This is a genomic window from Halomonas sp. KG2, from assembly GCA_030440445.1.
GTDB lineage: Bacteria > Pseudomonadota > Gammaproteobacteria > Pseudomonadales > Halomonadaceae > Vreelandella.
Window position 1 is genome coordinate 571,454 of sequence record CP098528.1, and the last position, 20,437, is coordinate 591,890.

Annotated in this window: 19 protein-coding genes; 15 read left to right on the top strand and 4 right to left on the bottom strand. The window is 53.1% G+C overall.

Annotated elements, in window-relative coordinates; translation table 11 throughout:
* Window positions 1-23: 23 nt before the first annotated feature.
* The 4 genes from NDQ72_02815 to map form a co-directional block, all read right to left on the bottom strand.
* Window positions 24-371, bottom strand: a complete 348-nt coding sequence (locus tag NDQ72_02815; GenBank protein ID WKD28890.1) for a Spx/MgsR family RNA polymerase-binding regulatory protein — start codon at window positions 369-371, stop codon at window positions 24-26.
* A gap of 28 nt (window positions 372-399) precedes the next feature.
* Window positions 400-1,596, bottom strand: coding sequence for a succinyldiaminopimelate transaminase (dapC, locus tag NDQ72_02820; GenBank protein WKD28891.1), 1,197 nt, complete (start codon window positions 1,594-1,596; stop codon window positions 400-402).
* A 127-nt stretch (window positions 1,597-1,723) separates the two neighbouring features.
* Window positions 1,724-4,399 carry a [protein-PII] uridylyltransferase gene (locus NDQ72_02825; protein ID WKD28892.1) on the bottom strand — a complete coding sequence of 892 codons (2,676 nt, stop codon included), beginning with the start codon at window positions 4,397-4,399 and terminating at the stop codon, window positions 1,724-1,726.
* On the bottom strand, window positions 4,399-5,190 hold the full coding sequence (gene map / locus NDQ72_02830; GenBank protein ID WKD28893.1) for a type I methionyl aminopeptidase: 792 nt from the start codon (window positions 5,188-5,190) through the stop codon (window positions 4,399-4,401). The genes NDQ72_02825 and map overlap by 1 nt, the downstream gene beginning before the upstream one ends.
* A 334-nt stretch (window positions 5,191-5,524) precedes the next feature.
* On the opposite strand from map, the gene rpsB reads away from it, so the two are divergent.
* From rpsB to rnhB, 15 genes are all read left to right on the top strand, one after another.
* A complete protein-coding gene (gene rpsB, locus NDQ72_02835) occupies window positions 5,525-6,274 on the top strand; it encodes a 30S ribosomal protein S2 (GenBank protein WKD28894.1) in 750 nt (249 codons plus the stop codon).
* A 218-nt stretch (window positions 6,275-6,492) separates the two neighbouring features.
* Window positions 6,493-7,362: a translation elongation factor Ts gene (gene tsf, locus NDQ72_02840; protein ID WKD28895.1), complete on the top strand. Its 870-nt coding sequence runs from the start codon at window positions 6,493-6,495 to the stop codon at window positions 7,360-7,362.
* A gap of 122 nt (window positions 7,363-7,484) precedes the next feature.
* Window positions 7,485-8,258 (top strand): UMP kinase, encoded by a 774-nt coding sequence (gene pyrH, locus NDQ72_02845; protein WKD28896.1) that lies wholly within the window; start codon window positions 7,485-7,487, stop codon window positions 8,256-8,258.
* Window positions 8,259-8,262: 4 nt separating this feature from the next.
* A complete protein-coding gene (gene frr, locus NDQ72_02850; GenBank protein WKD28897.1) occupies window positions 8,263-8,820 on the top strand; it encodes a ribosome recycling factor in 558 nt (185 codons plus the stop codon).
* A 106-nt stretch (window positions 8,821-8,926) separates the two neighbouring features.
* Window positions 8,927-9,712 (top strand): polyprenyl diphosphate synthase, encoded by a 786-nt coding sequence (gene uppS, locus NDQ72_02855; protein ID WKD28898.1) that lies wholly within the window; start codon window positions 8,927-8,929, stop codon window positions 9,710-9,712.
* On the top strand, window positions 9,705-10,526 hold the full coding sequence (locus tag NDQ72_02860) for a phosphatidate cytidylyltransferase (protein WKD28899.1): 822 nt from the start codon (window positions 9,705-9,707) through the stop codon (window positions 10,524-10,526). Before uppS ends, NDQ72_02860 begins: the two co-directional genes overlap by 8 nt.
* Complete coding sequence (gene ispC / locus NDQ72_02865) at window positions 10,523-11,710, top strand: 1-deoxy-D-xylulose-5-phosphate reductoisomerase (GenBank protein WKD28900.1); 1,188 nt, start codon at window positions 10,523-10,525, stop codon at window positions 11,708-11,710. The genes NDQ72_02860 and ispC overlap by 4 nt, the downstream gene beginning before the upstream one ends.
* Before the next feature lie 52 nt (window positions 11,711-11,762).
* Window positions 11,763-13,121: a sigma E protease regulator RseP gene (gene rseP / locus NDQ72_02870; protein WKD28901.1), complete on the top strand. Its 1,359-nt coding sequence runs from the start codon at window positions 11,763-11,765 to the stop codon at window positions 13,119-13,121.
* A gap of 121 nt (window positions 13,122-13,242) precedes the next feature.
* Window positions 13,243-15,573 carry an outer membrane protein assembly factor BamA gene (gene bamA, locus NDQ72_02875; GenBank protein ID WKD30339.1) on the top strand — a complete coding sequence of 777 codons (2,331 nt, stop codon included), beginning with the start codon at window positions 13,243-13,245 and terminating at the stop codon, window positions 15,571-15,573.
* 47 nt (window positions 15,574-15,620) lie between these two features.
* Window positions 15,621-16,127 (top strand): OmpH family outer membrane protein, encoded by a 507-nt coding sequence (locus NDQ72_02880; GenBank protein WKD28902.1) that lies wholly within the window; start codon window positions 15,621-15,623, stop codon window positions 16,125-16,127.
* A gap of 51 nt (window positions 16,128-16,178) precedes the next feature.
* Window positions 16,179-17,216 carry a UDP-3-O-(3-hydroxymyristoyl)glucosamine N-acyltransferase gene (gene lpxD / locus NDQ72_02885; protein ID WKD28903.1) on the top strand — a complete coding sequence of 346 codons (1,038 nt, stop codon included), beginning with the start codon at window positions 16,179-16,181 and terminating at the stop codon, window positions 17,214-17,216.
* Between the two features lie 137 nt (window positions 17,217-17,353).
* A complete protein-coding gene (fabZ, locus tag NDQ72_02890; GenBank protein ID WKD28904.1) occupies window positions 17,354-17,797 on the top strand; it encodes a 3-hydroxyacyl-ACP dehydratase FabZ in 444 nt (147 codons plus the stop codon).
* Window positions 17,794-18,561 (top strand): acyl-ACP--UDP-N-acetylglucosamine O-acyltransferase, encoded by a 768-nt coding sequence (lpxA, locus tag NDQ72_02895; GenBank protein WKD28905.1) that lies wholly within the window; start codon window positions 17,794-17,796, stop codon window positions 18,559-18,561. The genes fabZ and lpxA overlap by 4 nt, the downstream gene beginning before the upstream one ends.
* A gap of 61 nt (window positions 18,562-18,622) precedes the next feature.
* Complete coding sequence (gene lpxB / locus NDQ72_02900) at window positions 18,623-19,822, top strand: lipid-A-disaccharide synthase (protein ID WKD30340.1); 1,200 nt, start codon at window positions 18,623-18,625, stop codon at window positions 19,820-19,822.
* On the top strand, window positions 19,812-20,429 hold the full coding sequence (rnhB, locus tag NDQ72_02905) for a ribonuclease HII (GenBank protein WKD28906.1): 618 nt from the start codon (window positions 19,812-19,814) through the stop codon (window positions 20,427-20,429). Before lpxB ends, rnhB begins: the two co-directional genes overlap by 11 nt.
* The last annotated feature ends 8 nt before the right edge of the window (window positions 20,430-20,437 follow it).

Below are 20,437 nucleotides of genomic sequence, written 5' to 3' on the forward strand. Positions count from 1 at the left end.
AGTTGTTAGGATTCAGTGGCGTGTTAGCCGCTGAGAGAGTCGTAATCGCCGTCGCGGTAGCCCACTAAAATAGTGTCGTCATCAACTTCTAGCAGTGGTCTTTTGAGCAGCGTGGGCTGTTCAAGCACTAGCCTGCGGGCAGACGTAGCATCCAGGCTGTCTTTTTCTTCCTGGGGTAAGTCACGCCATGTTTTGCTGCGCTTATTAAGCGCTTCTAATAGCGGTACGCGCTCAAGAATGTGCTCAAGTAAGCCGGCTGAAAGACCATCTTTACGCAGGTCATGGGTCTTGAAAGGGATGCCTTTCTCTTCAAGTACGTTGCGTGCTTTGCGGCAGGTGTCGCATGTGTTGATGATATAGAGTGTCAGCATATAACCTCCTTAAACAAGTCTACGGTGTCTAGCCGCGCTCAAGCAGTTGACGAAGTCGCTCAGCTGCTTCGAGGGTGGGGGCAAGCTCCGCCACTAATGCTAAACGTAGTCGACCCGAACCGGGGTTATGGCCATTTTTCCCTGGGCGGCCCATGAGGCTGCCAGGTAACACGCTGACGTGTTGCTCACTAAATAGCCGCTGAGTAAAGGCGATGTCATCGCTGTCGGGCACTGCTGGCCACAGGTAAAAGCTAGCTTCTGGCGTAGGGAAGTCCATTACGGGTGCCAGAACGTTGGTGACAGCGCTAAATTTTTCGCGATAAGCGTCCCGGTTGGCACGTACGTGGGTTTCATCCTGCCAAGCGGCGATAGAGGCGTGCTGAAGCGGCAGCGACATTGCACAGCCGTGATAGGTGCGGTAGCGCTTAAACGGCGCGAGAAGATTCGCGTCACCCGCTATAAAGCCGGAGCGTAGCCCGGGCAGGTTAGAGCGCTTAGATAGCGAATGAAACACTACGCAGCGTTGATAATCGTCGCGTCCAAGCTCTGCACAGGCTTGCAGCAGGCCGGGAGGGGGCGTGCTTTCATCTAGGTATAGCTCTGAGTAGCACTCATCGGAGGCGATGATGAAGTCGTGTTCATCGGCCAGGGCGATGAGCTCCTTGAATTCAGCAAGTGGCGTGACAGCCCCTGTGGGGTTGCCTGGTGAGCAAATGAATACCATTTGTACATCGCGCCAGGTCGCCGCGCTCACGGCCGAAAAATCAGGGCGAAAACCGTTGTCAGCCGTGCAATCCAAATAGAGCGGCTCGCCGCCTGCCAGTAGTGTGGCCCCTTCATAAATTTGATAGAAGGGATTGGGAACAGTCACCTTAGCGGGACGCTGGCGATCCAAGGCGGCTTGCACAAAGGCAAAAATTGCTTCGCGGGTGCCGTTAACGGGGAGTACTTGCTGTTCGGCATCTAGCCCGGCAAGCGAAAAACGTTGGGTTGCCCAGCGGGCAATTGTTTCGCGTAGGGCGGGTAGGCCGTTGGTTGCCGGGTAGCGAGCCATCTCTAATTGATGGGCAATCAGCGCCTCTAGTGCCCCTGCGTAAGGGGCGTGTTGAGGCTCCCCAATGGTGAGGGGAATATGGTCAAGCCCCGCCGGTGGCACAAGCGCTGCCTTTAGGGCGGCTAGCTTTTCAAACGGATAGGGGTGCAGAAGGTTTAGATCAGGATTCATGGCATGTCCGTTGATAGCCTAAAGGCGGTGCTGGATGTCTGTAAAAACGGCCAACTAAACCGCCGATTATAGGCAACCCCTGGTGCCACCTCAAACTTAACCACCAAGGCGTCGCTCATTTAAACGCTTACACGCCTAATACTTCGATAAGCCGTTCGCGAAGCTGCTGTTGCCGTTCTGGATCGGTGAGAGGCTCACCCGCTTTCGTGGTGATAAAGAAAACGTCTTCAACCCGTTCCCCCAGCGTGGCAATTTTCGCAGCCGATAAGGCAATGTCCTGTTCCATGAAAATACGCCCGACACGAGCCAGCAGGCCAGGGCGGTCTGGGGCAGTTAGCTCTAGCAGCGTACGTTCGTTGGCTGGGTCCTGCTCAATGACCACCTCGGTGGGTACTTTGAAGTGCTTAAGCTGGCGCGGTGTGTGGCGCGTGACGATCTCTGGATAGTCATCCGGATCGTCCAGCTCTTCGACGAGGTGCCGACGCATCTCCTCAATATGCTCAGGGTCACGGATAGGTTGGCCGTAATGATCTAGCACAATAAACGTATTTAGCGTCCAGTCATTGTGCGAGGTGGCGATGCGGGCATCATGGATAGATAGACCAAGCTGCTCCATGGCGGCGGCGGTCGCGGCAAATAGGTCGTCTACCGAGCGGGTGTGGATAAAGACCTTGGTGCCGCCTTCGGCCATATCGGCGGTGGGTGCGCTAATTAAGACCAGTGGCAAAACAGACGGCTGGTGGGCAAGAATGCCTTGGGTCTGCCAGACAATTTCGCTGGGGGCGTACTGAAGGAAATAGTCTTCGCCGAGGGACTCCCACAGTTGATCAATCTGAGCGCTGTCTACGCCGACTGTTTGCAGTAACGAACGGGCTTCAGTACGGGTTTCGCGCACCCAATCATCTCGGTCAGGCGGGTTTTTTAGCCCTCGTCTCAGTGCTCGCTTGGTTTCAGCATGAAGCTGGCGCAACAGCGACGCACGCCAACCGTTCCACAGAGTGGGGTTGGTCGCATTGATGTCGGCAACGGTGAGCACATAGAGATAGTCTAAGCGGGTCTCGTCGCGCACCGTTAGAGCGAAGTCGCGAATCACGTCGGGATCGCTAATGTCGCGCTTCTGGGCGGTCATAGACATCAACAGGTGATGCTCCACCAGCCAGCGCAGTAAGTTGGTATCGTGTTGGGAGACGTGGTGACGGTGGCAGAATTGCTCAACATCGCGTGCACCAATCTCAGAATGATCGCCGCCGCGGCCCTTGCCAACATCGTGAAACAGTCCTGCAATCCACAGCAGATCCATTTTAGGCAGTTGATGAATCAGCGTGGCTGCGACGGGGAAGTCGTCTTTGGCATCCGGTTTGCGAAAACCGTGTAAAAACTTCAGTAAGCGCAGGGTGTGGGCGTCTACCGTGTAAATGTGGAATAGGTCGTGTTGCATCAACCCGACCGCGCGACCAAATTCTGGCAGATACTTGCCCAAGATGCCGTAACGGTTCATGCGCCTTAATTGGCGTGGAACATTGCCGGGGGCCCGCAAAATGGACATGAATAGCCGCTGATGGCGAGGGTCTTCGCGGTAGTGGTCATCAATTTGATGGCGATGGTCGCGGATCAGGCGAATGGTGTCGGCGCGTACCCCTTCTATTTCCGGGTGCTTTGCCATCAGCAGAAACAGTTCCAGCATGGCCGCCGGTCGCTCACGAAACAGATTGCGTGAGCGCGCTTGGATGTAGCCGCCTTTGGTTTCGAAACGCTCGTTCAGCTTAACGGTTTCCAAGGCTTCTTTGCCGCGTAGGATGACCTCATCAAAGTGCTGTAATAGCATGTCGTTAAGCCCGGCCAGGGCGGTCACATGCCGATAGTAACGCTTCATGAACTGTTCAACTGCTAAGCGCTCAGGGGTATCCCTAAAGCCAAACATTTCGGCAATGGTACGTTGGTGATCAAACAGCAATCGATCTTCGGCGCGGCCTGTTAGCATGTGCAGGGCATAACGCACCTGCCATAAAAAGGCTTGGCCCTGGCTTAGAATGCGCAGTTCGGCATCGTTCATAAAGCCATTCGCGACGATGTCAGCATAGTGCTCAGTGTCGAAATGGCGTTTCGCTACCCAGCCAATCATTTGAATATCACGTAGGCCGCCTGGAGAGCTTTTCAGGTTTGGCTCTAGGTGGTATTCCGAGTTGTTGTAGCGATAGTGGCGGGCAATTTGTTCTTGCCACTTTGCTTCGAAAAAACGGTCAGCAGGCCAAATATGCTCGGCGCTAAGGCGTTCACGCATCTTTTGGCGAAGATGTTCGGGCCCAGAAATGAGTCGCGATTCCAAGAGGTTGGTCATCACGGTGACATCGGCTTCAGCTTCCCGCTCACAGTCATTAAGCGAGCGCACGCTATGGCCGATCTCAAGACCGATATCCCATAAGAAGGTAATGAAAGCGCTTAACGACTCGCGATAAGGGGTGTCATCATCATGCTCCAGCAGCAGCAGGAGGTCGATGTCTGAGTGCGGGTGTAGCTCGCCCCGGCCGTAACCACCCACGGCCACCAGGGCAACGCCATCGTCAGGCCAGTCATGCTGCGCCCAGGCGATGGCTAGCAGCTGATCCAGATACCACGCTCGCCCGCGGACTAGGTCGCGTATATCAGCCCCGGAACGAAACTGCTCATCCAGCTTGGCTTGTAGCTCCCGAAGCGCCGCTTTAAACGGCGCAATAGGAGAGCGTGATCCGGCGAGTTCGGTGCGAAACATGGCGAGATCGTACAGCGTGGTGTCCGGCTCGAACCGGTAGTGATGAAGAAGCATCAGCGATTTAGAAAACTGAAGTCTTCGTCGCTGCGTGCTGTCAGCACGTCAACACCGGTTTCTGTGACCAGTAGCGTGTGCTCCCACTGGGCAGATAAGCTTCGATCCTTAGTGACCGCTGTCCAACCATCGCGTAGCACCTTGGTTTTATAGCCGCCTACGTTAATCATTGGTTCGATTGTAAAACACATGCCGGCTTCCAGCGGGATGTCGGCATCGGGTGCATAGCCATCATAGTGAAGAAACTGCGGATCTTCGTGGAAATCGGCGCCGATGCCGTGGCCGCAGAAGTCGCGCACTACGGAGTAGCCGTGTGCTTCAGCATGTTGCTGAATAACGCGGGCAAGTTCCGAAAGGTGTACGCCTGGCTTTACTAGCTCAATGCTTTTGTACAGGCACTCTTGAGTGATACGGCATAAGCGCTCGCCCTGGATCGTATCGCCGATGACGAACATCACGCTGGAATCACCGTGGTAGCCGTCAGTCGTTTTGACGGTGATATCCAAATTCATGATATCGCCGTTCTTCAATTTTTTGGCATCATCAGGAATGCCATGACAGACCACGTGATTGATTGATGTACAGGTCGCTTTCGGAAAACCGTGGTAGTTCAGCGGGGCAGGTGTAGAGCCCAAATTATTAACAATAAAATCGTGGCACAGGCGATCAATTTCACCCGTAGAGATCCCCGCCTTGATGTGGGGGGTGATCATTTCAATGACGCTGGCGGCTTGGCGCCCGGCTTCACGCATTTTCTCGATTTCAGAAGGCGTCTTGATAGGAACGTTCATGAATTCTCGATGTGGGTTCTAAAGTAAGTGGTGAACGGCAATGGTGAGCGGTAAATTAAGACCGTTACATGCGCTGTGACTTCATCTTGGTAATGATCTATGGTATAAAGCCGCGCGCTTTCCTGCAATCGCCATCCGATGCTTCTTTGTCAGTTGGTCATCTGCAGAAAGGCTATTTAAACGTAATGCAGAAATCTGTGTTACTAAACAGCAAGCCTTGAAAACACACATGCACCGGCACATGGTCCCGGGTGCCGCTGGCAGCGTCTGACGATGCCACTGGTCGGATCCATGGGGTGCGTGGAGGCCTAACCCGAGTTTCAGGAGTTTTATCATGTCTCACGTTAATATGCGTGACCTGCTGAAAGCAGGTGCTCACTTCGGTCACCAAACTAAGTACTGGAATCCGAAGATGGGTAAATTCATCTTCGGCGCGCGCAACAAGATTCATATCATCAACCTCGAGCACACTTTGCCGGCGCTGAACGAAGCGATCGGCGTGGTTGAGAAGATGGCGGCATCCAACAACAAAATTTTGTTTGTTGGCACCAAGCGCAGCGCTAGCAAGATCATCAAGGAAGAAGCAAACCGCGTTAACCAGCCGTTCGTCAACCATCGCTGGTTGGGTGGTATGCTGACTAACTTCAAGACCATTCGTCAGTCCATCAAGCGTCTGCGTGATCTTGAAACCATGCGCGAAGACGGCACGTTCGAGAAGCTGACCAAGAAAGAAGTCTTGATGGCAACTCGCGAGCAAGAGAAGCTTGAGCGTTCTATCGGTGGTATCAAGAACATGGGCGGCCTTCCTGACGCGCTGTTCGTTATCGATGTTGACCACGAGCGCATCGCGATCAACGAAGCCAACAAACTGGGTATTCCGGTTATTGGTGTGGTAGATACCAACTCAAACCCAGATGGCGTTGATTACGTGATCCCGGGTAACGACGACTCCATCCGCGCTATTCAGATCTACGTGAAAGCAATTGCTGACGCGTGTGGTCGTGCAAAAGAAGGTCGTCCGGAAGAGTTTGTTGAAGTGACTGAAGAAGCCGCTTCTGCCGACACTGACGCTGCTGCCGAGTAACGGTTGCAGTGGTGCGGCGGCCAGATAAGCCGCATCATGTTTAAGAGGGGGCCTTATGCCCCCTTTTTCCCGCTTTGAGTTCGCTCAAGTGGGCCGATTATGCCGGACGCTTAATGCCGGCGAATGCTCTACAAAGTGATACGCAACGGTCATCTACCGAGCCTATACTCTGTAGCGCGTTTAACTTTCAGCTAGAACCATTTCCGAGGTGAAAACTCATGGCTGCTATCAGCGCCTCTCAGGTTAAGGAACTGCGCGAACGTACCGGTCTTGGCATGATGGAGTGTAAAAAAGCACTTACTGAAGCCGGCGGTGATATCGACGTTGCAATCGAGAACCTGCGTAAAAGCTCTGGCCTTAAAGCCGCGAAAAAAGCGGGTCGTACCGCTGCAGAAGGTGCCGTTGTTACTCGCGTAGCAGAAGACGGCAGCTACGGCGTAATGGTCGAGATCAACTCCGAAACTGATTTCGTTGCCCGTGACGACAACTTCATCGCTTTCACCAACAAGATCGCGGATGCGTTCTTTGCGGCGAAAAATGAAGACGTTGCAGCAGTAATGGCTGGCGACCTCGAGTCTACTCGTGAGCAGCTGGTACAGAAAATCGGCGAGAACATCGGTGTGCGTCGTGCCGTTGTTGTGAACGCTGTTGAAGGTGGCCTTGTAGGCGAATACGTTCACGGCGGCCGTATCGGCGTCTTGACCGTTCTGAAAGGTGGTAACTCGGAAGTTGCTAAAGACGTTGCTATGCACGTTGCAGCGATCAATCCGTCGGTTGCGCACCCTGAAGATATGCCGCAGGAAGAGCTGGATAAAGAAAAAGCGATTATTCTGGCCCAGCCGGACATGGCCGGTAAGCCTGAGCAGATCGCTGAGAAAATGGTTCAAGGCCGTCTGAAAAAGTACCTGGCCGAGAACAGCCTGACCGAACAGCCGTTCGTTAAAGACCCGAACCAATCCGTTGCCGAGTTCGTGAAAGCGGCGGGTGGCGAAGTGGTTGGCTTCACTCGCTTTGAAGTGGGCGAAGGCATCGAGAAAGAAGAAGTCGACTTTGCTAAAGAAGTTATGGAACAGGCTGGCCGTCGCTAAGGTCAGAGGTTTCAGAAAGAAGATGGCGTGCGCGCGAGCGCACGCTTTTGTGTATCCGGCCCCTGTGAAAAACTGGGGTCGTCTCGCCCGCCTGTGTTCAGGTCTGCCTCAGGAGAGATGCCATGTCACGTGAAGTTCAAGAGTCCGCCCCCGCAGTTGCTGCCAGCAAGACTGAAAAGTCGAAATCAAAATACAAACGTATTTTGCTGAAATTGTCTGGCGAAGCGCTAATGGGTGAGCACGATTTTGGTATTGATCCGAAAGTGCTGGATCGTATGGCGTTAGAGATCGGCCAATTGGTTGGTATTGGCGTTCAGGTGGGGATCGTGATTGGTGGTGGAAACCTATTTCGTGGCGCGGCGCTTAATGAAGCCGGCATGGATCGGGTGACGGGTGACCACATGGGAATGCTGGCAACCGTGATGAATGCGTTAGCAATGCGAGATGCGCTTGAGCGCTCCAATATTCGCTCGCGGGTAATGTCAGCGATTCCCATGAGTGGTGTGGTAGAGCATTACGACCGCCGCACCGCCATCCGCTACTTAACGTCGGGAGACGTGGTGCTGTTTTCAGCTGGTACGGGTAATCCTTTCTTTACGACCGACTCTGCAGCCTGCTTACGTGGTATTGAAGTAGATGTTGACGTGGTGATCAAGGCCACCAAAGTAGACGGCGTGTACAATAAAGATCCGGTTAAACATCCCGATGCCGTGAAGTATGACCAGCTCTCCTATGACGATGCCCTAGACCAAAAGTTGGGCGTTATGGATTTGACCGCAATCTGCCTGGTACGTGACCATAATATGCCGGTGCGGGTATTTGATATGAATAAGCCTGGTGCCCTGCTGAATTTGGTAGTAGGGGGCAAGGAAGGCACGCTGATAGACAGAGGGTAATATCGTGATCAATGACATCAAGAAAGATGCAGAATCTCGCATGAAGAAAAGCGTTGAAGCGCTGAACAGCAACTTCAACAAAATTCGTACGGGGCGTGCTCATCCCAGTATTCTCGACGCTGTTACCGTTGATTATTACGGTGGTCAGGTGCCGCTAAATCAAGTGGCTTCTGTTAACGTGGAAGATGCTCGTACACTGACGGTGGCGCCTTGGGAGCAGGGCATGGTGCCCAAGATTGAAAAGGCAATTATGACCTCTGATCTGGGGCTTAATCCTGCCAGCGCCGGTAATGTCATTCGTGTGCCGATGCCGATGTTGACCGAAGAAACGCGCAAAGGTTACATCAAGCAGGCGCGTAGCGAAGCTGAACATGCGCGCGTGGCGGTGCGTAACGTACGTCGCGATGCCAACGGTGATTTTAAGTCTTTGCTGAAGGATAAAGAAATTACCGAAGACGATCAGCGTCAGGGTGAAGACGAAATCCAGAAGTTGACGGATAAGTATATTGCTGAGGTCGATAAAGCGCTTGCCGCAAAAGAACAAGATCTCATGCAGGTGTAGTTATTAGTCTAAAAATAGCTAACTGCTTTCAATCAACCACGGGGGGCTTGGCTGCCCGTGGGTCATCGCTTGGCTTTACTATGACTGATCTTTGGTGCGAGAACCCATGACGTCTCCGCAGCTTCCCCAAGCGCAGCAGGATGGCGCGACGCCTTCTCGGTCCGAGGAGGCACCGCCAGCCCATGTTGCTATTATTATGGATGGTAATAACCGCTGGGCGCGGGCACGTGGGCTTTCCGGAGTGCGCGGTCACCGAGCCGGTGTTGAAGCCGTTCGGGCGGTTATTGAACGCGCTGCGCAGCGCGGCGTTCAGACACTGAGTCTTTTTGCTTTTTCAAGTGAAAATTGGAAGCGCCCAGCGGCTGAGGTGAATGCCTTGATGGAGCTTTTTTTGATGGCGCTTAAGCGCGAAGTCAAAAAGCTCAATGAGCGTAATATTCGCCTGTCAATTATTGGCGAACAGCGCGGTTTTTCCCATGCGATCCAAAAGCATATTCAGCGCGCCGAGTCGTTAACCGCAGAGAATACCGGTATGCATCTGGTGATTGCGGCCAACTACGGTGGCCAATGGGATCTTGCGCGAGCGGCTAGACAGTTGGCGGAGCAAGTAGCCGCAGGTGAGTTAGCGGCTTCCGATATTGATGAGGCGCGTCTTGATGCGGCGATGAATACGCACAATGTACCGCCGGTAGATTTATGCATCCGCACCAGCGGAGAGCAGCGGCTATCTAACTTTATGTTATGGCAGTTAGCTTACGCAGAACTGCATTTTTCGCCACTGCTCTGGCCAGATTTTAACGGGGCGGCACTTGATGAGGCGCTTGACGATTTTTGCCTACGTCGCCGTCGTTTTGGTATGACCGACGCACAAATAGAGGCGCAAGGTGCTTAAACAGCGGATGATTACAGCAGCTTGGTTAGCGCCCCTGACGCTGATTGGCTTGTTCGGACTACAAGGTGGAGCCTTTGCACTGTTTACAGCGTTTATTGTGCTGCTAGGTGCTTGGGAGTGGACCAACTTAGCCGGTGTCGCCCGTCAGGGAGTGCGAATTGCCCTGGTAGCTATTATGGCAGTGTTAATGTTGGCAATGTGGCTAGGTGGAGCAGCGTTTGCCGCTTGGCCGCTTTGGCTGGCTGCTGTGGGGTGGGGGATTAATCTTTATTGGGTGACCCACTACCCCGATACTGCCCTCCAATGGCAAGCCACTTCTCGGCGGTTGCTCATGGGAGTGTGGGTGCTGCTGCCGTGCTGGGTAGGGTTCAATGTGCTCCGTGATAGTGGCGCTGTCTGGCTGCTGTTTGTGCTGTTGTTAGTCTGGACCGCTGATATTGGCGCCTACTTTGCTGGCAGGCGTTGGGGGAAAAATAAGCTTGCTCCAAAGGTGAGCCCAGGTAAGTCCTGGGAAGGTGTTTATGGCGGTCTTGCGGCCACACTATTGCTAGCGATTGTGTTTGCTGTATGGCAGCCCATTAACCTTATGGGCGGTATTGCACTGATAGTGATTACCGGTCTGGTGACGCTGGTTTCAGTGCTTGGTGATCTGTTGGAAAGTATGCTCAAGCGCTATCGGGACATCAAAGATTCAAGCCAGCTCTTGCCAGGCCATGGCGGCGTACTGGATCGTATTGATAGCCTGACGGCAGCAGTGCCTATTTTCGCGCTGTTCTATTTGCAGGTGATCCATCTCCAAGTGAACGCCCTATGAGCCAACCAGCTGTTCAGCGTATTACAGTGCTTGGCTCAACAGGCTCAATTGGTAAAAGCACCCTTGATGTCATTGCTCAATATCCAGACCGTTATCGCGTTTATGCTTTAACGGCTCATACCTCAAAAGAAGTGCTCTTAGCGCAATGCCGCTTTCATCACCCAGAAGTCGCTGTATTAAATGATCCTGAGGATGCGGCCTGGTTGCAGCAAGCACTTTTAACGTCAGGGCTCTCTACTAAGGTTCTTTCGGGAGCTATAGCGCTTTGCCAGGTGGCGCGAGAAAGGCAAGTGGATACCGTGATGGCCGCTATTGTTGGCGCAGCGGGCCTGCTACCTGCGCTAGCAGCTGCCGAGTCAGGTAAACGCGTACTGTTGGCCAATAAAGAAGCTCTAGTGATGAGTGGCGCGCTGTTTATGGACGCTGTTGCTCGCTCAGGTGCAACGTTATTGCCGATTGATTCCGAACATAATGCTATTTACCAATGTCTACCTACCGAGCATAGAGGTGGATTGCGTCAGCATGGTGTTCGCCAGCTGCTGCTCACCGCCTCTGGTGGCCCTTTTCGTGGCTGGCAGGCAGAAGATATCGCTAAGGTGACCCCTGAGCAGGCTTGTCATCATCCTAACTGGTCAATGGGGCGCAAAATCTCCGTCGATAGCGCGACGTTGATGAATAAAGGCTTAGAGCTTATTGAAGCGTGCTGGCTATTTGATGCAACGCCTGATCAGATACAGGTAGTGGTGCATCCGCAAAGCGTTATTCACTCGATGGTTGCCTATGATGATGGTTCGGTGATTGCGCAGCTGGGTAATCCTGATATGCGTACGCCTATTGCTTATGGATTGGCATGGCCGGAACGGATTGATGCGGGGGTTGAGACGCTGGATCTTTTTCAGGTGGCGCGTCTGGATTTCGAAGCCCCCGATGAAGCGCTTTTTCCCTGCTTGTCGCTCGCCCGCGATGCTATGCACAAGGGCGGCGCTGCACCGGCGATTTTGAATGCGGCGAATGAGGTCGCCGTGGAGGCTTTTCTGGAAGGACAGCTTGGCTTCAGCGCGATTGCTGACGTAGTGGCAAAAGTGATGGCTCTACCGTTTGAAGGGCGTGCCGACACGCTTGAGCAGATATTATCTGCAGATCAGTGGGCACGGGAGCAGGCGGCGCTAATAGTATGCCAGTAGTTCGCTTAGCATCAGCCATCGTTGATCAGCGAGTCGTGTAAAGGAGCGAAGAGTGGGCCTGATACAGAACATATTAGCGGTGATCGTGGTACTGGGGGTGTTGGTAACCTTTCACGAGTTCGGCCATTTTTGGGTGGCGCGGCGCTGCGGTGTAAAGGTGCTACGTTTCTCAGTCGGCTTTGGTAAGCCGCTATGGTCGACCTTTGATCGTCACGGCACAGAGTTCGTGGTGGCGGCCGTACCGCTAGGCGGTTACGTAAAAATGCTCGACGAGCGCGAAGCGCCTGTACCTGAAGAGCAATTAGATCAGGCGTTTAACCGCAAAACCGTATGGCAGCGTATCGCTATTGTTGCCGCTGGCCCGATTGCAAATTTTTTACTTGCGATTGTAGCTTACTGGGCGCTATTCGTTGCAGGAACTACAACCGTTGCTCCTATTGTTGGCGATGTTGATCCTAACTCTCCTGCGGCAGCGGCAGGGCTTTCTCACGGCGCAGAGATTACCTCTATCCAGGGAGATGCTATGCGCTCCTGGGAAGAGATTAATTTAAAGCTTGTCTCCATGATCGGGTTTAATGGCGACTTGGTGCTTGAGGCACAGCCTGAAGGGGCGAGTGCCTCACGGGTTTATCAGCTTCCTGTGGCCAACTACATGGTTCGCCAGGACCCGCCCCAGCCAATGCAAAGTTTGGGCATTACGCCTTGGCGCCCGAACGTACCCGCGGTGCTAGGCCAAGTGATTGATGGCCAGGCGGCTGCACAAGCTGGCCTGCGAGCGGGTGATCGTATTGTGTCTCTGGATGGCGAGCCAATTGACGACTGGATGCAGTTTGTCTCGGTTATTCGTGAGAATGCAGGTCAAACCTTAGAGGTGGGTTACCTGCGTGGTGATGAGCAGGGTAGCCTTTCCTTAACCCCTGGACGTAATACGCTGGAGAGTGGCGGCGAGGTTGGGTACATTGGTGCCGGAGCGCAGCAGGTAACATGGCCTGAAGAATTTCAACGTGAAATTCGTTACGGGCCTGTAGAGGCGGTAGGTCAAGCGTTATCACGTACAGGTGAGATGACGCTGCTGACAGTAGATGCTATCCGTAAGATGCTGGTGGGGCTTATTTCACCATCGAACCTTTCGGGGCCGATTACCATCGCGCAGATATCAGGTGACTCTGCTCGTGCGGGGATGGAAGCGTTCGTAGGCTTTCTAGCGTATCTTTCTATCAGCCTTGGCGTACTTAATCTACTGCCAATACCCGTGCTCGATGGTGGGCATTTACTTTATTATTTTATAGAGGTCGTGCGTGGGCGGCCGGTCTCTGAGCAAATGCAAGCAGTAGGGTTGCGTATTGGGCTTGCCATGGTAGGCACCCTAATGTTGATGGCTCTCTATTTTGATCTGATGCGCCTGTGGTAATGACGCGTGTAGGGCGCTGGATGCCTTGTCATCTGCCTGCACAAATGTATATGGTGCCTATCTGGAATGATGGGCAGACCAACGCGAGCGAACTGACTGCATGAAAATCAAGACCCTTGGAATGGCGGCATTGTTGCTGGTAGGTACCAGCAGTGCCCAAGCACAATCCTTTGATGTTTCCGACATTCGTGTGGAAGGACTGCAGCGGGTATCTGCTGCCTCGGTCTTTAATGCGTTTCCCGTCAATGCCAATGATCGCGTTAGCGAACAGCAGCTTGCTGCCGCTGCGCGAGATTTGTTTGCCACAGGCTTGTTTGAAGATGTTTCCCTTGCGCGCGAGGGGGATGTGTTGGTTATCCAGGTGGTTGAGCGGCCGACCATCGCGCGCTTGAACATCGAAGGGAATCAGCAGATTTCTGATGAAGATCTACGCAACGGCCTACGCGAATCAGGTCTTTCCGAGGGGCAGGTGCTCCAGCTTTCCACATTGGAAGAGATTCAGCGTGAGCTTGAAGGGGTTTATCAAGCTCAGGGGCGCTACAGCGCCGGTATCGATGTTGAAGTTGACGAAATTGATGAAGGCCGTGTTCAGGTTAATATCAATGTTAATGAAGGCGAAGTCGCTAAAATCCGCCAGATCAACATCGTGGGCAATGAAGCGTTCGACGATGACACACTGCGCGACGTATTTGAGCTAAATGATCGGCCCGGGCGTGTTTTTGGTTGGTTCTCTAAAGATGAGTATTCCCGCGAAGCGCTGGCAGGGGACATTGAGCGGCTACGCTCCTTTTACTTGGATCGTGGTTACGTCAATTTTGATGTCACCTCAACACAGGTTTCCATTGGTCCTGAAAAGTCAGAGATCTTCATCACGTTAAATATTGATGAAGGCAATCAGTTCCAAGTAGGCGACATTCGTTTTGCAGGTGACCTGCAAATTAGCGAAAACGAAGCGAACGAACTACTGACCATTAGCCGTGGTGATACGTTCTCTCGTGGGGATCTCAACGCGTCTACTGAAGCACTTCGTCAGCGTCTTGGGGCGGAAGGCTTTGCGTTTGCTGAAGTTCAAGGTATCCCTGAAATGGCCGGTGATGGTGAAACGGTTGATTTAGTGATCGCGGTCAACCCTGGTCAGCGAACTTATGTACGTCGTATTGAGTTTTACGGCAATACCACAACGCAAGACGAAGTATTGCGTCGAGAAATGATCCAGTTAGAAGGTGCGCCTGCCTCGACTGAGTCGATTACTCAGTCGCGTCAACGCTTGGAGCGTCTTGGCTTCTTCAGTCAAGTAGAGGTTGATACACAACCGGTTCCGGGGCAGCCCGACTTGCTAGACGTAACGTATAACGTCGAAGAGCAACCGTCTGGCTCGGTATCTGCCAGTGTCGGCTTCTCGCAAAGTGCAGGGGTGATTTATGGCGTCGGTTTGGCGCAAAATAACTTCCTAGGTACCGGTAACCGCGTCAACGTAGGCGCGCAACGTAGTGATACGTTTACCAGTGTTAACTTTGCATTTACGGATCCCTACTGGACACTGGATGGTATTTCGCGCGGTTATAACCTGTTTTATCGGGAAACGGATTACGGCGACTCCGATATTTCGACGTTCTCCACCGATGCTTACGGTGCTGGTATTAACTTCGGTTATCCCATCAGCGAGCTTTCCCGTCTGAACTTTGGCGCCAGTATTGAAGAACTCACGATTAAAACCTATGACGACTCTGCCTCAGAAATCATTCGTTACGTCGAAGATCAAGGCGATGACGCACAAAGCTTGAAGCTAACGGCAAGCTGGACACGTAATAACTTGAACCGTGGCATTATGCCAACAGCGGGTAACTATCAGCGTGTATCGCTCGAAGCAGGTGTCCCTGGTAGTGATGCGGAATACTACAAGCTGCGTGCTCGTGCCCAACAGCTATTCCCGATCAACGATGACCAGACTTGGGCGCTGAAGTTTACCGGTAATCTAGGCTATGCCGACACGCTGGGTAGCAATGATCCTTATCCGTTCTATGAGAACTTTTATGCGGGTGGCTTAGGTTCGGTGCGTGGTTTTACATCGAACACCCTGGGGCAGCGTACAACACCGACTCGAGATGGCGGACGTGACCGTACGTTGGGCGGTAATATATTGGTAGAAGGCTCGGCAGAAGTGCTCTTCCCAATGCCCTTTGTGGAAGACCAGCGTGCGATTCAACCGTCGCTCTTCCTCGACGCAGGTAATACCTTCTTGAGTTCTTGCTATGATGTGCAGGAAGCAGATATTGGGCGTCAGCAATGTAGTTCTGGAGTCGACCTGGGCGACTTGCGTTACAGCGTTGGTATCGGCCTTTCGTGGCTAACGCCGGTAGGCCCGTTGACCTTCAGCGTGGCAGAACCGTTAAGCGATAAAAGCGGTGACGATACCCAGTTCTTCCAGTTCTCGCTGGGCCAAACGTTTTAACATGGTGGGATACGTTGGTACCTACCGAATAAAAAGGAGTTAACACGATGCGTAAACTGACAGCAGCTGTGTGCCTATTTGGCGCCATGACGCTTCCCGCCTACGCCATTGCCGCTGAAGTGGCAGTACTTGATTGGCGTGCTGCGTTGATGAATACACAGTCGGCTCAGTCATCGTTGAGCCAACTGGAAGGCCAAATCGGTAACCAGCAGCGCGAGGCTCAAGCGTTAGGAGAAGAGCTTCAACGCATACAAGAGCGTTTGCAGCGTGAAGGTGAGACAATGTCTCAGTCTCAGCGAGACCCGCTCATTGCTGAACTTCAGCAGAAGGGTAGCCGCTTTGAGCAACTGCGCCGTGAAGTGCTCCAAGCGCAGCAAGCATCTGAGCAGCGGTTCCTTGAAGGCGCTGAGCCCAAGCTGGAACAAGCGGTAGAGCAGGTGTTAGAGCGTCACAACATTGATGTTCTGGTAGAGCCTCAAGGGGTGTTGCACTCATCGACCGACCTGCCTAATGTGACTAATGAGGTCACACAGATTTTTGATTCGCTAAACTAATTTTAGAACTGTTGGTGCGGCTAGCCCGCACCCATGTTTCTCTGGGCTCCCATGACGCACGCTCCTCATCACCTTACCCTTGCGGATATTGCACGTCACTTGGACGTCGATTTTGAAGGCGACGCCGAACAGCCGATTCGGGGTCTCGCAACGCTTAAAGAGGCAGCGCCTGATCAAGTCGCCTTTCTCGCTAATCGTGCGTATTTAAAAGATCTAGCAACCACAAAAGCAGCGGCGGTGCTGCTTCATCCTGAGCATGGCAAGAATTGCCCTGTTCCGCGTTTAGAGATGGCGAATCCTTATTTAGGTTACGCAAAGCTTTCCCAGCTATTTGATCCGTTACCTGCTCGGGATGTGACTGGTATTCACCCCACCGCTGTTGTAGCGGATGACGCTATGTTGGGCAACGGTGTGTCTGTTCAAGCGCATGCGGTGATTGAAGCAGGTGTCGTGTTAGGTGAGCGTGTGGTTGTTGGTGCTGGTAGTGTGATTGGTGCCGATAGTGTGGTTGGCGATGATACTCGGCTACACGCCAACGTGACTGTTTGCCACGGTGTTGTTGTGGGCAAGCGAGTGATTTTGCAAAGCGGCTGTGTGATCGGTGGTGATGGATTCGGCTTTGCCCATGACGGGGCCGGATGGCACAAAATCGCTCAATTAGGCGGGGTTGTGCTAGGCGATGATGTTGAAGTCGGCAGTTGCTCAAGCATTGACCGTGGCGCGTTGGGAGACACCATCATTGGCAACGATGTAAAAATCGATAGCCAGGTACAGATTGCGCATAACGTGATCATTGGTGATCACAGCGCATTAGCGGGATGTGTTGGCATTGCTGGCTCCACGACAGTGGGTAAGCACTGTATGCTCGGAGGGGGCGTTGGACTGTCCGGACACCTGACTATTTGTGACGGTGTGCAGGTAACGGGGATGAGTCTAGTGACCAATTCGATTCATGAACCAGGTGTCTATTCATCGGGTACTGGTGCCATGAATAATACCCAATGGCGCAAGAATGCGGTGCGATTTAAACAGCTAGATGAAATAGCCAAGCGTTTATCTCGTTTAGAGAAAAGCCATCGCAGCAAGTAGAGTTTTGCCAGCAATATAGCTACAGCTAGCTTGAGGCTGCATAGCAGCAGGTTATAATTCACTGCTTTTTAACCAGCAACTTTGCTGGCGCGTGCCTGATATGATTCGGGCCTTTTGTCATTTTAGAGGTCGTTACGATGGTTATGGATATTAACGAAATTCGCGAATACTTGCCTCATCGCTACCCGTTTTTGCTGGTGGATCGAGTAACGCAATTAACCGTGGGTGAATCCATCGTTGCGTACAAAAATGTCAGTATTAATGAGCCGTTTTTTAATGGCCATTTCCCGCATCATCCCATTATGCCAGGTGTTTTAGTCTTAGAAGCGCTGGCTCAGGTGTGCGGTATTTTAGGCTTTAAAACGGTCAATAAGCTGCCTGCTGACGGCTATGTGTACTATCTAGTAGGAAGCGATAATGTGCGCTTCAAGCGCCCTGTTATGCCGGGGGACCAGTTAGTCTTGGAAGCCAATGTCATCCGTGGGAAACGTGGTATTTGGAAGTTCGCCTGCCGTGCCACGGTTGATGGTGAATTAGCCTGCGAGGCGGAAATTATTTGTGCTGAGAGGAAGGTCGCTTGATACATCCTACTGCACTGGTTGATCCCAAAGCGCAGCTTGCTGACGACGTTGAGGTTGGCCCGTTTAGTGTTATTGGGCCAGACGTCACGATTGGCGCTGGCTCTGTGATAGGCCCCCACGTGGTGATTAAAGGGCCTACCGTTCTCGGTGAACGGACGCGAATTTTTCAGTTTGCTTCGGTAGGAGAAGACTGCCAAGACAAAAAATATGCCGGCGAGCCAACACGGTTGGTAATGGGGGATGATAACGTTGTACGTGAAGGCGTTACCCTCCATCGTGGTACCGTGCAGGATCGCGGCGAAACCACTATCGGCTCGCGTAACCTATTTATGGCGTATGTTCATGTCGGTCATGACTGTGTGATTGGCAACGACTGTATCCTAGCTAACCAAGTCACGTTGGCAGGTCATGTTGTTCTCGGTGATCACGCTATTCTGGGTGGCCTTGCGGCTGTTCACCAGTTTTGTCACTTTGGTGAACATGCGATGGCCGGAGGCGGGTCGATTATTACCAAAGACACGCCCGCCTATGTGATGATCAATGGTAACCCTGCTGAAGCGCGAGGGCTTAATCTTGTTGGCTTGAAGCGCCGCGGCTTTAGTCGAGACGCGATCAATGCATTAAGCAGTGCCTACAAACTGGTATACCGCCAAGGCTTAACTGTCGAGCAGGCGGTTAGCGAAATGCGCAGCCGATTCGACCTGCCCGAAGTCACCACGTTTGCCGACTCTATTGAGCGGTCAACGCGCGGTATCGTCCGCTAATGACATTGATGTCTAGCCGACATCAACGATGGATTCAAATGCCACTACTTCTCCCGTCATCATGACACTTCAGCGCGTCTACATTGTTGCAGGCGAACTCTCCGGGGATATCCTTGGGGCAGGGTTGATGCACGAGCTGAAGCTGCGCCACCCCAACATTGAGTTTCGTGGGCTGGGTGGTCCTCGTATGGAAGCGCAGGGCCTGACGAGTCGCTTTCCCCTTGAAACATTATCGGTGATGGGGCTTGTTGAAGTCATCAAGCACCTGCCCGAGCTGATCCGCGTGCGTCGCACGCTGCGCGAAGAAGCGCTCGCTTGGCAGCCGGATATTATGATTGGCATTGACGCGCCTGACTTCAATATTGGCCTTGAAAAACAGCTGCGGGCGGCCGGGTTAAAGACCGCTCATTATGTCAGCCCTTCGGTATGGGCTTGGCGGCAAGGGCGGGTGAAAAAGATCGCCAAGGCGGTTGATGGCATGTTGACGCTACTGCCGTTTGAGGCTGACTTTTACCATCGGCATCAGGTGCCGGTTGCTTTTGTTGGTCATCCATTGGCGGATGAATTACCGCTTGAAAATGATCGCCAAGCGGCTCGCCAAACACTCGCACTGCCTGCTCAAACTCCTGTTCTGGCAATATTGCCTGGTTCGCGGGGTAATGAAATACGCTTTCTTGGTGATACATTTTTACGCGCTGCTGAACTGCTCTGTCAGCGTAATGGGGCGTTACGTGTGGTCATTCCCGCAGCGACCGATCAGCGTTATCAAGAAATCACCCAGCTCTTGGCAAACTACCCGACGCTAAGCGAACGTATCATGCTCTTGGAAGGTCAGGCTCGTGAGGCGATGGTGGCCAGCGATGCTGTGTTGCTGGCCTCGGGCACTGCCGCACTAGAAGCCATGCTATGTCATCGGTCAATGCTGGTGGCTTATAAAATGGCGCCGATAACTCATTGGCTGGCAAAGCGCTTGGTGAAGACACAATGGATTTCACTGCCCAATTTGATTGCTCAAGAGGGCGTTGTGCCTGAGTTGATTCAGGACGCCGCTTCACCAGCAATGATCGCTGATCGGCTCGACGAAATGCTTAATAATGCCCAGGAACGTAACGCTCTAGAGGCACGCTTTGCCGATATGCACTGTGCGTTACAGCGCAATGCCAGCCAACGGGCGGCACAAGCAATTACCTCTCTGGTAGCGGGCCAGCCGTTGGATAGCGACGCAATAGCTTGCCATAACGGGGTGGACCATGGCCGTTAAGCCGACTGACTATCCCCCCTTAGTGATCGACTATCGTGGTGACTTCTTAGCGGGCGTTGACGAAGTTGGCCGTGGGCCTCTGATTGGCAGTGTTGTGGCATCGGCGGTGATTCTTGATCCTAGTCGCCCTATTGAGGGGCTGACGGACTCAAAAAAGCTCACCGCTAAAAAGCGCGAAGCGTTGGATGTGCTGATTCGCGAACGTGCGCTAGCGTTTGCAGTGGCCGAGGCCAGTGCTGCTGAGGTTGATCAGCTAAATATCTACCATGCCACTCATCTTGCTATGCGGCGTGCCATTGATGCTTTAACACCCGCGGCTGACTATTTATTGGTCGATGGTAATCGGTTGCCCGGGCACGTGCTTCCTGGGCAAGCGGTGGTTAAAGGCGATGCCCGCCATCCTGCGATCGCCGCTGCGTCAATTTTAGCCAAGGTGGCCAGAGATGCTCAGATGACTGAGCTTGATCTGCGCTATCCTGATTATGGCTTTGCCCGCCATAAAGGTTATCCAACGAAAGAACATTTAGCGGCACTGGCTGCCTACGGGCCGCTTGCCGAACACCGCCGGAGCTTTGCGCCGGTTCAGCGTCAGTTAGCGCTGCTGTAAGCATTTTC